General features: G+C 65.2%; 9 protein-coding genes. All 9 read left to right on the forward strand.

Annotated elements, in window-relative coordinates:
• Positions 1 to 9 precede the first annotated feature (9 nt).
• The 9 genes from NMG70_RS08725 to trxA all read left to right on the forward strand — a co-directional run bounded on the left by NMG70_RS08725 (position 10) and on the right by trxA (position 14,437).
• Positions 10 to 411, forward strand: a complete 402-nt coding sequence (locus NMG70_RS08725; RefSeq protein ID WP_027152037.1) for a PTS sugar transporter subunit IIA — start codon at positions 10 to 12, stop codon at positions 409 to 411.
• A complete protein-coding gene (locus tag NMG70_RS08730) occupies positions 408 to 704 on the forward strand; it encodes an HPr family phosphocarrier protein (RefSeq protein ID WP_254024126.1) in 297 nt (98 codons plus the stop codon). The genes NMG70_RS08725 and NMG70_RS08730 overlap by 4 nt, the downstream gene beginning before the upstream one ends.
• Before the next feature lie 256 nt (positions 705 to 960).
• The gene (ahcY, locus tag NMG70_RS08735; protein ID WP_254024127.1) at positions 961 to 2,361 is read left to right on the forward strand and encodes an adenosylhomocysteinase; all 1,401 of its coding nucleotides are present in this window, start codon (positions 961 to 963) and stop codon (positions 2,359 to 2,361) included.
• Between the two features lie 189 nt (positions 2,362 to 2,550).
• Positions 2,551 to 5,130 carry a sensor histidine kinase gene (locus NMG70_RS08740; RefSeq protein ID WP_254024128.1) on the forward strand — a complete coding sequence of 860 codons (2,580 nt, stop codon included), beginning with the start codon at positions 2,551 to 2,553 and terminating at the stop codon, positions 5,128 to 5,130.
• Positions 5,131 to 5,138: 8 nt separating this feature from the next.
• On the forward strand, positions 5,139 to 6,650 hold the full coding sequence (gene tsaE / locus NMG70_RS08745) for a tRNA (adenosine(37)-N6)-threonylcarbamoyltransferase complex ATPase subunit type 1 TsaE (RefSeq protein WP_254024129.1): 1,512 nt from the start codon (positions 5,139 to 5,141) through the stop codon (positions 6,648 to 6,650).
• A gap of 20 nt (positions 6,651 to 6,670) precedes the next feature.
• A complete protein-coding gene (locus NMG70_RS08750) occupies positions 6,671 to 7,417 on the forward strand; it encodes a nucleotidyltransferase family protein (protein ID WP_254024503.1) in 747 nt (248 codons plus the stop codon).
• Positions 7,414 to 10,533, forward strand: coding sequence for a double-strand break repair protein AddB (gene addB, locus NMG70_RS08755; RefSeq protein WP_254024130.1), 3,120 nt, complete (start codon positions 7,414 to 7,416; stop codon positions 10,531 to 10,533). The genes NMG70_RS08750 and addB overlap by 4 nt, the downstream gene beginning before the upstream one ends.
• Positions 10,530 to 14,039 carry a double-strand break repair helicase AddA gene (addA, locus tag NMG70_RS08760; protein ID WP_254024131.1) on the forward strand — a complete coding sequence of 1,170 codons (3,510 nt, stop codon included), beginning with the start codon at positions 10,530 to 10,532 and terminating at the stop codon, positions 14,037 to 14,039. Before addB ends, addA begins: the two co-directional genes overlap by 4 nt.
• Before the next feature lie 74 nt (positions 14,040 to 14,113).
• Positions 14,114 to 14,437, forward strand: a complete 324-nt coding sequence (gene trxA / locus NMG70_RS08765; protein WP_091592579.1) for a thioredoxin — start codon at positions 14,114 to 14,116, stop codon at positions 14,435 to 14,437.
• The last annotated feature ends 173 nt before the right edge of the window (positions 14,438 to 14,610 follow it).

Below are 14,610 nucleotides of genomic sequence, written 5' to 3' on the forward strand. Positions count from 1 at the left end.
CACCAAAGAATGATCGGACTCGTGCTTGTAACGCACGGTCAACTGGCCGCCGAATTCCGCCATGCCGTGGAACATGTCGTCGGGCCACAAGACAGTTTCGAGACCGTGGCGATCGGCGCCGATGACGATATGGAGCAGCGCCGCAGCGACATCATCGACGCCGTTGCCCGTGTCGACACGGGAGCGGGCGTCATCGTCTTGACAGACATGTTCGGCGGCACGCCTTCCAATCTTGCAATTTCGGTGATGGAATCCGGTCGTACCGAGGTCATTGCCGGCATGAACCTGCCGATGCTGATCAAGCTGTCCAGCATTCGCAAGGGCGACAATATGAGCGCAGCGCTGGACGAGGCGCAGGCGGCCGGCCGCAAATACATCAATGTCGCCAGCCAGCTTCTGAGCAGCAAATGAACGCGCTGTCGGCCAACAAGGGTGACATCGTCCGAGAATTTCCAATCGTCAACCAGCGTGGCCTGCATGCCCGCGCCTCGGCAAAGTTCGTTCAGGTCGCCAGCGGTTTCGACGCCTCCGTCCAGGTCGAGAAGGACGGCGTCACGGTTGGTGGCACCTCGATCATGGGCCTCATGATGCTGGCGGCAAGCCCCGGCTATTCGATCCGCGTCACCGCCAGGGGCCCGGAGGCCGAGCAGGTGATCGATGCGCTGGAGCAACTGGTCGCCTCCCGCTTCGGCGAAGAGTCCTGACGCCTGGAGCGCCGCGCGTCCGTTGGACGCGCAAAAGACGCTCACATCTAGCACTTAGAATTTGCGCATTATGCTTCCGAAAACCGATTCCGATTTCGCGCCGGTGCGCCTCCAAAGACATGCACGGATAAAGATTTCTTTATATCCCATTGTCGTCCGACCGACGATCTGCTAGTCAGGCCGGCAATTCGCGCCCTTCGACACGCCTTTCCGGCGCGGGCGCATCCCGAAGACAATTCTTGATCGGAGCACTGCCATGACGGGTAGCAATGACTATGTGGTCGCCGACATCTCGCTTGCCGGCTGGGGCCGCAAGGAGATCGAGATCGCCGAAACCGAAATGCCGGGCCTGATGGCCTGCCGCGAAGAATTCGGCAAGGCGCAGCCGCTCAAGGGCGCGCGCATCACCGGCTCGCTGCATATGACCATCCAGACGGCGGTGCTGATCGAAACGCTGAAGGCGCTCGGCGCCGAAATCCGCTGGGCCTCCTGCAACATCTTCTCGACCCAGGACCATGCTGCCGCGGCCATCGCCGAGGCCGGCATTCCGGTCTTCGCCGTCAAGGGCGAGACGCTCGAGGACTACTGGGTCTACACCGACAAGATATTCCAGTGGGCCGATGGCGGCACCTCCAACATGATCCTTGATGATGGCGGCGACGCCACCATGTATATCCTGATCGGCGCGCGCGCCGAAGCCGGCGAGGAAGTGCTGTCCGATCCGGGCAGCGAGGAGGAAGAAATCCTTTTTGCCCAGATCAAGAAGCGGATGGCGGCATCGCCCGGTTTCTTCACCAGGCAGAAGGAAGCGATCCGCGGCGTCACCGAAGAGACCACCACCGGCGTCAACCGGCTCTATCAATTGCAGAAGAAGGGTCTGCTGCCGTTCCCGGCGATCAACGTCAACGATAGCGTGACCAAGTCGAAATTCGACAACAAATATGGCTGCAAGGAATCGCTGGTCGACGGCATTCGCCGCGGCACCGACACGATGATGGCCGGCAAGGTTGCGGTCGTCTGCGGCTATGGCGACGTCGGCAAGGGCTCTTCGGCGTCGCTCAAGGGCGCCGGCGCCCGCGTCAAGGTCACCGAGGTCGATCCGATCTGCGCATTGCAGGCGGCGATGGACGGCTTCGAAGTCGTCACCCTCGAAGACGCCGCCCCGACCGCCGACATCATCATCACCACCACCGGCAACAAGGATGTCGTCACCATCGACCATATGCGGGCGATGAAGGACATGGTGATCGTCGGCAATATCGGCCACTTCGACAACGAGATCCAGGTGGCCTCGCTGCGCAATCTGAAGTGGACCAACATCAAGCCGCAGGTCGACATGATCACCTTCCCGGACGGCAAGCGGATGATCCTTTTGTCGGAAGGCCGCCTGCTCAATCTCGGCAACGCCACCGGCCACCCGAGCTTTGTTATGTCGGCGTCCTTCACCAACCAGGTGCTGGCCCAGATCGAGCTGTACAGCAAGCCTGGCCAGTATCAGAACCAGGTCTATGTCCTGCCGAAGCATCTCGATGAAAAGGTCGCGCGCCTGCATCTCGACAAGCTCGGCGCCCGGCTCACCGAATTGTCCAGCGAACAGGCCGCCTATATCGGCGTGACCCCGCAGGGACCGTTCAAGCCGGAACACTACCGCTATTAACCATAGCTGAAAACTACCACTAGATATTGACGCCGGGCGATTGACCTTCGCCCGGCTTTATTTTTGCGCCGATTGATTCTTCACGCCGATTCGCGCAAGCGCTATGGTGCTGATTCGCGGGGTTCGGGGACGAGGGCCGACACCCGCATCAGGGCGGTCTTGCATTCAGGCGGCGAAGAGGACCAGGACATGCCGGGGGATCACCCGCCTTGCGCGGGACGGGCCGTTTCCGGCGGCCACAACGATTCGGCGACAACGGGTTCCGCTGCCAGCGGCGGAAGCCTCTTATGGCGCGCCGGCACCCGCGTCGGAAAATTGCTTGCTTCTTCGGCGCTCGCCGGCCCGCTGCTTGGCCTTTCGGCACATGCTGGACCCGCTGCTGCGTCCCCCGCGGCTGCGTCCAAAGCCGGGCTGTCGGTCAGCACGGTCGAGGTCATGCAACTCGCCATGTTTGTCGGCGTCATGGGCGCGGCACTTGTCTCGGCCATTTTCCTGATCCGCGAACGGGCGCGCACCTCGGCGCAGAATGGCGAACTCAGGGCCCGCTTGGCCGACGTCAACGCTGCGCTGCAGCGCTCCGAGGCGCTGCTCAACCTGCGCGACCAGCGTGTCGTCGTATGGGCCTCGGAAAACAAGAAGCCCGAGCTCGTCGGGACATTGCCGGTTGAAAGCGGCGCTCCGGAAGACCGTGCCGCCTTCCTCGCCTTCGGCCGTTGGCTGATGCCACGCTCGGCGGCGGCGCTCGAGAATGCCGTGGCGGGACTGCGGGAAAAGGCGAGGCCGTTCGACCTCGTCATCGAATCGCAGGCCGGGGCGCCGCTCGAAGTGCACGGGCGCAAGAGCGCAGCACACGTGGTCGTCCGCTTCGTCTCGCTTTCTGAAACGCAGCGAAGCGAGGCCAGGCTGAAAATCGAGAACCAGCGCCTTGCCGCCGAGTATGACACCATGCTCGGCCTTTTCAACGCACTCAGCATGCCAGCATGGCTGCGCTCGGCGGACGGGCGGCTGAAATGGGTCAACCGCGCCTATGCCAGGGCGGTCGAGGCGGAAAACCCCGAAGCTGCGGTTCGCGACGCGAAGGAATTCCTGGGCGGCCAGGCGCGCGATGCGATCGCTGCGCAGCACAAGTCGCATCCCGTCTTCGAGCAGGCGCTTTCCACCGTGATCGAAGGCGACCGCCGCATGTTCGCCGTGACCGACTTCGCCGGCGCGGACGGCTCGGCGGGTCTCGCCTGCGACACCAGCGCCATCGAAACGATCCGTAGCGAATATGAGCGGACCGTGCGCAGCCATGCCGATACGCTCGACCAGCTCAACACCGCCGTGGCGATTTTCGATGCCGACGAAAAACTGCGGTTTTTCAACCAGGCGTTCCAGAAACTATGGGGTCTCGACAGCGGCTTCCTGCACAGCGCTCCGGACAACGCCTTGTTGCTCGACCGGCTTCGCAGCGAAGGCAGGATCGCCGAGCAGCCCGAATGGCGGCGCTGGAAGGAAAGCCTGCTTGGCGCCTATCGCGCGGTCGAGTCGCAGGAGCATTGGTGGCATTTGCCGGACGGCAAGACCATCCGCGTCGTCGCCAATCCGCAGCCCAAAGGCGGCGTCACCTGGGTGTTCGAGAACCTGACCGAGAAGATGGACCTCGAAAGCCGCTACCAGACCGCGGTGCGGGTCCAGGGCGAGACGCTCGACAATCTTGCCGAAGGCGTTGCCGTGTTCGGCCCCGACGGCAGGCTCAGATTGTCGAACCCGGCCTTCGCAGCGCTTTGGGGGCTGGACGCCGACGCCGCCAAGCCCAACGTTCACGTCTCCACGATCCGCGATCTTTGCGACCGGGGCGCCGCCGACAGCCCTTGGGGCGGTTTCGTTGCCGCGGTCACCGGTTTCGACGATGAGCGCCGCGACCGCCACGGCCAGACCGAGCTGAACAACGGCACCGTGCTGCGCTACGCGATGATCCCGCTGCCCAACGGTCAGGTGATGATGACCTTCGTCGACGTCACCGACAGCGTCAATGTAGAGCGGGCGCTGAAGGACAAGAACGAGGCACTGGAAAAATCCGACCAGCTCAAGAACGAGTTTGTGCAGCACGTCTCCTACGAGCTGCGCTCGCCGCTGACCAACATCATCGGCTTCACCGAGCTGCTTTCGCTGCCCTCGACCGGGCCATTGAACCAGAAGCAGCGCGAATATGTCGAGCATGTCAGCTCGTCTTCCTCGGTCCTGCTCACCATCGTCAACGACATCCTCGACCTGGCGACCGTGGATGCCGGCATCATGGAGCTCGATATCTCCGAAGTTCACGTCGACCGGACCATCGCTGCCGCTGCCGAGCTTGTTGCCGACCGGCTGGAGGAGCATGCGATCAGGCTCAAGATCGATGCGGCCACTGCGCCAAAGACGTTCCACGGCGATGAAATCCGCATCCGCCAGATCCTCTACAATCTGCTGAGCAATGCCGCGAACTACGCTCCCGAGGCGAGCACCATCACGCTCGCCTGCCGCTCGCTTGGTGAGGGCGTGGAATTCTCCGTTCACGACGATGGTCCCGGCATGCCGCCAGACCTGCTCGATTCCGTGTTCCGCCGTTTCGAACCGCGCAGCAATGGCGGCCGCCGGCGCGGCCCCGGCCTCGGCCTGTCGATCGTCAAGAGCTTTGTCGAGCTGCATGGCGGCAGCGTCCGAATCGAAACCGGCAAGGACATGGGCACCACTGTCATTTGTGCGTTTCCCGACACGCCGTCCGGCATCCGCGCGGCGGCCGAGTAGCGCGCTCGATGGCAGGCATGGTGCTGGAGCGTTTTCTGGCCGACGAGGCTGCGACCGCAAGGCTGGGCGAGGATCTGGCCATGGCGCTGCGCCCCGGCGACGTGCTGGCTCTCAGAGGCGATCTCGGCGCCGGCAAGTCGAGTTTGGCGCGGGCGCTGATCAGGGCAATGACCGACGATGCCGGTCTCGACGTGCCGAGCCCGACCTTCACGCTCGTCCAGAACTATGAGGCGCGCGTTCCCATCCATCATTTCGACCTCTATCGCCTGTCCGCGGCGTCCGAACTGGACGAACTGGGTTTCGACGAGGCGCTGGCGCAAGGCGCTGCCCTGGTCGAATGGCCGGAACGGGCAGAGGCCTATTTGCCAAAGACTTCGGTGCTGATCGAACTCGTCCATCAGGACGACGGACGCCTGGCGAGATTGTCGGGGCAAGGCGCTGCCTTCGAGCGCGCGGCGCGCTCGCTGGCCATGCGCGATTTTCTGCAAACAGCCGCCTGGGGCGAAGCGCAGAGACGCTATTTTATCGGCGACGCCTCGGCCCGCTCCTATGAGGTCGTCTCCCTGGCCGGCCTGCCGCCGCGCGTGTTGATGAACTCGCCGCGGCTGGTGCTCGGGCCGCCGGTCCGCGACGGCAAACCCTATGCGGTGATCGCCCACACCGCACAATCCGTCGCGGCCTTCGTCGCCATCGATCGGGCATTGCGGGCCGGCAGCGTCAGCGCCCCGGAAATCCACGCGCACGACCTGGACCAGGGCTTTCTTCTCATGGAGCATCTCGGATCGGAGGGATTTCTCGGCCAGCACGGTCAGCCGCTGGCGGAGCGCTACGCGGCGGCGGCCGAACTGCTTGCCATGATGCACGGCAAGACGTGGCCCGATCGCATCGAGGCCGCGCCCGGCGTATTTCACGACGTGCCGCCTTTCGACCGCGACGCCATGATGATCGAAGCCGAATTGCTGCTCGACTGGTATGTGCCGGCGATATCAGGCGGCCCGGCAAGCGATGCCTTGCGCGCCGGCTATACCAGGGAATGGAATGCGGTCCTCGACCGGCTGGAGGGGCGCGAATACACGCTCATGCTGCGCGACTTTCATTCGCCGAACATCATCTGGCGCGGCGAGCGCACCGGTCACGATCGGCTCGGCATCGTCGATGTCCAGGACGCGCTGATCGGCCCGTCCGCCTACGACCTCGCCTCGCTTGCCATGGATGCGCGCGTCACGATCTCGCCTCAGATCGAGCGGCGGACGCTCGACGCCTATGTCGCTGCGCGCCATAAGGCCGGCGCTTTTAACGAAGACGATTTCGTCGAGACCTATGCGATCATGGCGGCGCAGCGCAATTCGAAGATTCTCGGCATTTTTGTTCGGCTCGAAAAGCGGGACGGGAAGCCCTATTATCTAAAACACCTGCCGCGCATTCGCGACTATCTTCGGCGGGCGCTGGCGCATCCAGCACTGGCTGGCCTGTGGGATTTCTATACAGCCCACGGGCTGCTGGAGGAACGGCCGCTGTGACGACACGCCCCAAGATCGCGATGGTGCTTGCCGCCGGGCTGGGAAAGCGCATGCGGCCAATCACCGACACAAGGCCGAAACCGCTGGTCAGGATATCAGGCAAGGCGTTGCTTGACTGGAGCCTGGACAGCCTGGCTCGCGCCGGCGTCGACAAGGCCATCGTCAACGTCCATTATTTTCCCGAGCAGATCGTCGCCCACGTCGCCGCGCGCCGCGCGCCGCGGGTCGTTATTTCCGACGAAAGCGAAAGACTGCTCGATTCCGCCGGCGGCATCGTCCATGCTTTGCCGGAACTGGGAGGGGCTCCCTTTTACATCGTCAACTCCGACACCTTCTGGATCGACAGCGGCGTGCCCAACCTTGCCCGCCTCGCTCTTGCGTGGGACGCGGCGAAAATGGATATTCTGCTGATGCTCGCAGATCTCCAGTCAGCAACCGGACACAGCGGCGGCACCGATTTCCTGATGGCGCCGGACGGCGCGTTGCGGCGTTCGAGAGGCGACCCAACAGGCCTGATCTATGCCGGTGCGGCGATCGCCCATCCCAGGCTTTTTAGCGATGCGCCGGCCGGACCACACTCGCTCAACGCCTATTTCGATGCGGCCATCGCAGCCGGCCGCCTGTACGGCATGGTGATGCACGGCCATTGGATCACCGTCGGCACGCCCGATGCCATACCGCTTGCGGAAGCGGCCGTTGCCACCGCTCTTGCTGAGCCGCCCGGCACTCTTGCCGAGTTGACCAGCCCCTTCACCGAGTTGAAATGAGCGGCTCCCGCCGCGTTTTCTCGATCCCGCCCGGAGCGCCGTTTCTGCCGACGCTGGCCGAGGCCCTGCTGTCAGGGCGCCTCGTTCCCGGTTTCCGCTTCGACGGTGACCCGCTGGCGCTGGCGGACGCCACCATCTACGTGCCGACGCGCCGCGCCGCGCGGGCGCTGCGCGGCGTCTTCGTCGACCGTCTGGGCAGCCGCTCGGCGATCCTGCCGGTCATCCGCCCGCTGGGCGAGTTCGACGAGGGCGAGGCCGCGTTCGAGGCCGACGCATCGGCCGCCATCGATCTCGCGCCGCCGATCGCCGCGATCGAGCGCCTGCTGCTGCTGGCGCCGCTGGTGCGCGCCTGGAAACGCCGCCTGCCGGCGCATGTCGCGGCACTTTTCGACGAGGATATCGTCGTGCCGGCGTCGGCCGCCGATGCCATCTGGCTGGCGCGCGACCTGGCCCGGCTGATGGACGAGATCGAGACGGAAGGCACGGACTGGGCCAGGCTCGCCGATCTGGTGACCGGCAACCTCGCCGGTTGGTGGCAGGTGACGCTCGACTTCCTGAGCATCGTCACCGAGAACTGGCCGAATCTCCTCGAGGAACGCAATCGCTCCAACCCGGCCTCGCATCGCAATGCGCTGATAAGGTTGGAAGCGGCGCGGCTGAAGCGCAATCCGCCGACTGGGCCGGTGATTGCCGCCGGCTCCACTGGGTCCATTCCTGCTACGGCCGAACTGCTTGCGGTGATCGCCGGCCTGCCCAGCGGCGCGGTCGTGCTGCCCGGCCTCGACCTGACCCTGGATGAGCCGTCATTCCAGGCAATTGCTGTGCCCGGCGCACGGCCGGCCTTGCTTGGCCACCCGCAATACGGCCTGGCAAAACTGATCGGCAAGATCGGCGTGCTGCGCGGCGATGTCGAGGAGATCGCCGTTGCCGAAAGGCCGCTCGCGCTGCGCGCCGCACTTGTCGGCGAGGCGCTGCGGCCGGCGGAGACCACCGAGCTGTGGGCGCAGACGCGCGCCCGCTTTACCGCCGGCGATATCACCGAGGCCTTTGCCGAGGTGACGCTGCTCGAAGCCGCCGGCGAGCGCGACGAAGCGGTGGCGATCGCCGTCGCGCTCAAACGTGCCGTCGAACAGCCCGGCCAGCGCGCCGCACTCGTCACCGGCGACCGCGCCCTGGCGCGGCGCGTTTCGGTCGAGTTGCTGCGGTTTGGGGTCGTCGCCGACGATTCGGGCGGCACGCCGCTCATCAACACGCCAGCCGCCGGCCTGCTCAGGCTGGCGCTTCAGGCCGCGTTCCGGCCCGGCGATCCGGTCGGCATGCTGTCGCTGCTCAAGCACCCGCTGCTTGGCCTCGGTCTGGAACGCACAAGCGTCCGTCACGCGGCGGAGATCATCGAATTGGTGGCGCTGCGCGGCGGTACCGGCCGCCCCGACATCGCCTCGCTGCCGGAACTCTTCGAGGCCCGTCTCACCGGTCTGGGCGATACCCGCCCGCCGTTCTGGTTCGCCCGCCTGACTGTGCGAAGCATCGAGCGCGCCCGCGAACTGCTCGTCCGCCTTGCTGCTGCGCTGGCGCCGCTGATCGCCTTCCGCAGTCAAGCCGAAGCCGATCTTGCCGAGCTGACCCGGGCCAGCGTCGTCGCGCTCGAAAGTCTGGGCCGCACTGCGGATGGCAGCTTGAGCGATCTCTATGCTGGCGACGCCGGTGAAAAACTCGCCGAGCTCTTGCGCGGGCTGGTCGCTGCCTCGGCGTCGTTCTCCTTCGCGGCGGACGAATGGCCCGATGTGATGGAGGCGCTGATCGCGCCCGAAACCGTCAAGCCGGCACAAGGCACCGACAGGAACATCGCCATCTGGGGTGCGCTGGAAGCCCGGTTGCAGAACGTCGACACGCTGGTCATTGGCGGGCTCAACGAAGGCGTGTGGCCGCGCAAGCCGGAAAGCGACCGCTTCATGTCGCGGCTGATGAAGACCGGCATCGACCTCGAGCCGCCCGAACGGCGCATTGGCCTGGCCGCCCATGATTTCCAGATGGCGATGGGGGCGAAGCAAGTGGTGCTGGCGCGCTCCGCCCGCTCCGGCGACGCGCCGGCAGTGCCGTCGCGCTGGCTGCAGCGCCTCCTGACCTTCATCGGCAAGGACCATGCGGCGGTGCTTCGCCGGCGTGGTGATGAATTCCTGTCCTGGGCCCGTTCGCTCGATGCCGGCGAAAGAAGAGACTTCGCGCCGCGACCGCAGCCGAAGCCACCGCTGGCTGTACGGCCTCAGCATTTCTCGGTCACCGAGATCGAGACGCTGCGCCGCGACCCTTACGCGATCTATGCCAGGAGGATTCTCCGCCTGATGCCGCTCGACCCGGTCATCCGCGACCCGGGCGCTGCCGAACGCGGCACGCTGTTTCACGCCATTCTGCATCTTTTTTCACGGACCGTGGCCGATCCGCTTGTGCCGGAGGCGCTGGACGGTCTCATTGCCGCCGGCCGCGCATGCTTTGCCGAGGCGGGCCTTCCTCCCGATGTCGAGGCGGTGTGGTGGCCGCGCTTCGAAAAGCTCGCCGCCGGCATCATCGAATGGGAGCGCGGCCGCGCCTTCGCCCTGACAATGCGGCATGCCGAAGAGCACGCCGAGAAAACCGGCGTCGGCCAGTCCGGCGTGACGCTGTCCGGCTATGCCGATCGTGTCGATCTCCTGGCCGGCGGCATGGCCGACATCCTGGATTACAAGACCGGCTCCTCGCCGTCCAAGGCGCAGGCCCATACGCTGCTTTCGCCGCAACTGGCGCTCGAAGCCGCGCTGCTCAGGCGCGGCGCCTTCAAGGGGCTTGGCGCGCGCGAGCCGTCGCAACTGGCCTTCATCAGGCTGAAGCCGAATGGCGAGGTGTTCGAGGAATCCATTCTCGAATACAACCGCAAGCCGCGAACCGCCGCAGACCTCGCCGAGGAGGCGTGGGCGCGGCTCGAAAAGCTGCTGATCCACTATGCCGACCCGACGACCTTCTATCTGTCGCGCGCGCTGCCGTTCCGCGAGGGCGAGACCGACGGCGACTACGACCATCTCGCCCGCGTGCTCGAATGGTCCGCCGGTGGTGACGCCGACGACGAGGGAGGGGAGGCATGAAGAAGGCCTATCCGATCCCGACCGATACCGCGGCCAGCCAGGCAAGCGCCTCAGATCCGCAAAATTCCGCTTGGGTGTCGGCCAATGCCGGATCGGGCAAGACCCATGTGCTGGCCCAGCGCGTCATCCGGCTTTTGTTGCGTGGCACCGATCCGTCGAAAATCCTGTGCCTGACCTACACCCGCGCCGCCGCTGCCAATATGTCGAACCGGGTGTTTTCGACGCTGTCGGAATGGACAGCGCTTGGCGACGTCGAACTGGCGGCAAGCATAGAGGCGCTGGACGGCCGCCAACCCGATCGCGAAGCCATGCGCCGCGCCCGCCGGCTGTTCGCCGAGGCGCTGGAGACGCCCGGCGGGCTGAAGATCCAGACTATCCACGCCTTCTGCGAATCGGTGCTGCACCAGTTCCCGCTGGAGGCCAACATACCGGCCCATTTCGAAATGCTCGATCCGCAGATGGAGGCGTCGCTCTTCGCCGCCGCCCGCCGTGACATGATCTCGGGCACGGCGGCCGGCGATGCGGGGCTGGCCGAGGCTTTCGCCACCATTCTGGAACGCGGCGGCGAGCATGGGCTTGACGCCTTGCTGGCCGAGATCGTGCGCAAGCGCGACGGTCTGCGCGCTTTCATCGCTGCTGCCGGCGGCGATGGCTTCCGGGCGCTGTTCGACGAGTTCAAGTTTCGCGCCGGCCAGACCGCCGCAGGCCTGGCGGCGTCCGTCTGGCCGCTGCCGGGCTTCCTGCCGGACTATTTCATCACCTTTGCCCGCGCTGCTGAAGCCGCCGACGCCCGCCTCGTGCTGAACAATTTGCTGCCCTACGCCCATCTTGCCTTCGCCGAGACTGATCCGGTTCGCCGGCTGCATCTGCTGGCAAAAGCCTTCCTGCGAACCGATGGCGAGCCTTATGAGCCGGCAACGTTCAAGAAGGCGTTGCTCGACCGGCTGCCGGATCTTGCCGAGCGCTATCTGTTAGCTGCCGATGCCATCCTCGAAATCTCCGATCGATTGGCCTTGTTCAGGATGCTGGAGGGCACAGGTGCGGCGCTGACCATCGCCGACTGGCTAATCGCCCGCTACGAGCACTTGAAGCGCGCACGCGGCTTCCTCGATTTCAACGACCTCATCACCCGAACGGTCAATCTTCTGGCGCGGCCCGACGCCGGCCCTTGGGTGCAATACAAGCTCGACCAGGGCATCGACCATATCCTGCTCGACGAGGCGCAGGACACCAGTCCCGACCAGTGGGAGGTGGTGAAGCGGCTGGCCGAGGAGTTCTTTGCCGGGCTCGGCGCACGCGACAATGTTCACCGCACGGTGTTTGCCGTCGGCGACGAAAAACAGTCGATCTATTCCTTTCAAGGAGCGGCGCCCGACTCCTTCGCCGACTCAAGGCTGCTGTTTTCCGGAAAAGTGCGCGACGCCAAAGCCACCTTCGCCGATCTCAAGCTGACCTGGTCGTTCCGCTCGACCGAGGACGTGCTTGCGGCAGTGGACCGTGTCTTTGCCGACCCGGTCGTGCGGCGCGGCATCAGCCACGATCCCGACCCGCTGAGCCATAAGGCGATCCGCAGCGATGCGCCGGGCTATGTCGAGGTCTGGCCGTCGATCGGGGCCGACGTCGTCGATGAACCCGACGACTGGACGCAAGCCGTCGACCACGCCCATGCGCCCGCGGTGCGTGTTGCCGAAAACGTGGCGGCGACCATTGCCGGCTGGATCGGCGCCGGCGAGATCATCGAAGGCCGCGGCAAGAAGCTTCGGCCCGGCGACGTGCTGGTGCTGGTGCGCAAGCGCGATCGTTTCGTCCATGCGCTGACACGCGCACTGAAGCGACGCGACATCCCGGTCGCCGGCGCCGACCGCCTCAGCCTGCCCGGCCATATCGCGGTGAAGGACCTGATCGCGCTCGGTCACTTTCTCGTCCAGCCCGAGGACGATCTGTCGCTTGCCGCCGTGCTGCGCAGCCCGATTTTCGACGTCTCGGAAGAGACGCTTTTCGCGCTTGCCGGCGCGCGGCCGTCCGGCCTCTCGCTGATTGCATCGCTCAGGCAGCAAGCCGGGGAAAGCGCCGCCTTGGCCGCAATCGCTGCCCAGCTCGATACATGGTCCGATGAAGCCGCATTCAGGCCGGTGTTCGAGTTCTATGCCGCGGCTCTCGCCCGCGACGGCTTGCGCAAGAAAATGATCGCGCGGCTCGGGCCGGAGGCCGGCGACATCCTTGACGAATTCCTGAGCTTCTGCCTGGCCGAGGAGCGGACCGGCTTGCCGGGGCTGGAATCCTTCCTGTCGACGCTGGAAAATGCCGGCCCCGAGATCAAGCGCGAAATGGACCAGACCCGCGACGAGGTTCGCGTCATGACCGTGCATGCCGCCAAGGGCCTGGAGGCACCTGTCGTGTTCCTGGTCGATGGTGGCTCGGCGCCGTTCAGCGACCAGCACCTGCCGAGACTGATGCCGTTCGATGGCTCGGGCGAACACTGGGACGGCAAGGGCTATCTCTGGCGTTCGGCCAGCGATGTCGCCAATGGATTTTCGCGGGCCGCTTCGGTCCGCGCTCGCGAACTGGCCGACGACGAATACCGCCGGCTGCTCTATGTCGGGATGACCCGCGCCGAGGACCGGCTGATCATCTGCGGCTATCACGGCAAGCGGGCGCCGAATACCGGCACCTGGCATTCGATCGTCAGCCGTGCGCTGGTCGGCGCGCCCGAAAGCATCGAGCGGCAGCACCCCGCCACCGGCGAGACCGTGCATCGCTTTCACGTGACAAAATTGCCGCCGGTCGCGCAAGTGGCCGCCGAAGAGGCGCGGCAGGCGCAACAGTTCGAGCCGTTGCCAAAGACCCTGTTCCAGCCCTTGCCGCCCTTCGAGGATCTGCCGCGGCCGCTGTCGCCGTCCGGCGCCTCGGCAATGATCGACGAGGCCAGGCAAGCCGTGGTCAACACCGGCTCGCCGGTGCTGGACACCGAGGCGGAGCCTGGCCTCGCGGTGATGCGCGGATTGGCGCTGCACAAATTGTTGCAGGTGCTGCCGGGCATTGCGAAGGCCGAACGGCGGGAGGTCGCGGAACGCTACCTCAGGCGCGCCGGGGCGAAGTGGCCGGAAACCGAGCGCGACAAGGCGCTGGCCTCGGTGGCGGCGATCCTTGCCGACAGCCGCTTCGCTCCGTTGTTGGCACCAACGTCGCGCGCCGAAGTCGCGGTCATGGGCAGCCTGGAGGTCAAGGGCAAATTGCGCTCGATCTCCGGCAAGATCGACCGGCTGGCGATCACATCAGGCAAGGTTTCGATCGTCGACTACAAGACCAATAGGCCGGCGCCTGCAGCGCTGGCGGACGTTCCACCGGCCTATGTCCTGCAGCTCGCGCTCTATCGCGCGCTGCTCCAGCCGCTTTATCCCGAGCGGGAGGTCTCGGCGGCGCTGCTGTTCACTGAAGCGCCACGGCTGATCGAGCTGCCGCCGGCGGTCATGGACGACGCTCTTGCCCGACTCACGGCAGCGTGACACAACAGCTGCTTGAAGAAGGACGCGATCACCACCACATTTGGTGCGACAATAACTCTCGAAAGGATTTTCGCATGGCCACCGTCAAGGTCGACAAGAGCAATTTCCAGACCGACGTGCTTGACGCCAAGGAGCCGGTCGTCGTCGATTTCTGGGCGGAGTGGTGCGGCCCGTGCAAGATGATTGCGCCGGCGCTGGAAGACATCGCCATCGAGCTTGGCGGCAAGGTCAAGATCGCCAAGCTCAATATCGACGAGAATCCCGAGCTTGCGGCGCAGTTCGGCGTGCGCTCGATCCCGACGCTGATGATTTTCAAGGGCGGCGAAATGGCCGACATGAAGGTCGGCGCCGCGCCGAAGACGGCGCTGTCGCATTGGATCAACGGTAATCTCGCCTGATCCGACTGAAAATTCGCAGACGAGCCGGCCCTCGCGCCGGGCTTTTTTGTGTCATCTACAGCGCCGCGCGTCCTCTTGGACGCACAAAGGATGCAGTAGTACTTTATTTGCGCATGACCCAGAAAATCGAATTCGATTTTCTGGGTCATGCGCTGGTCCGCCCTGGCACTCGC

The sequence above is a fragment of the Mesorhizobium ventifaucium genome, from assembly GCF_935822925.1.
Lineage (GTDB): Bacteria > Pseudomonadota > Alphaproteobacteria > Rhizobiales > Rhizobiaceae > Mesorhizobium > Mesorhizobium ventifaucium.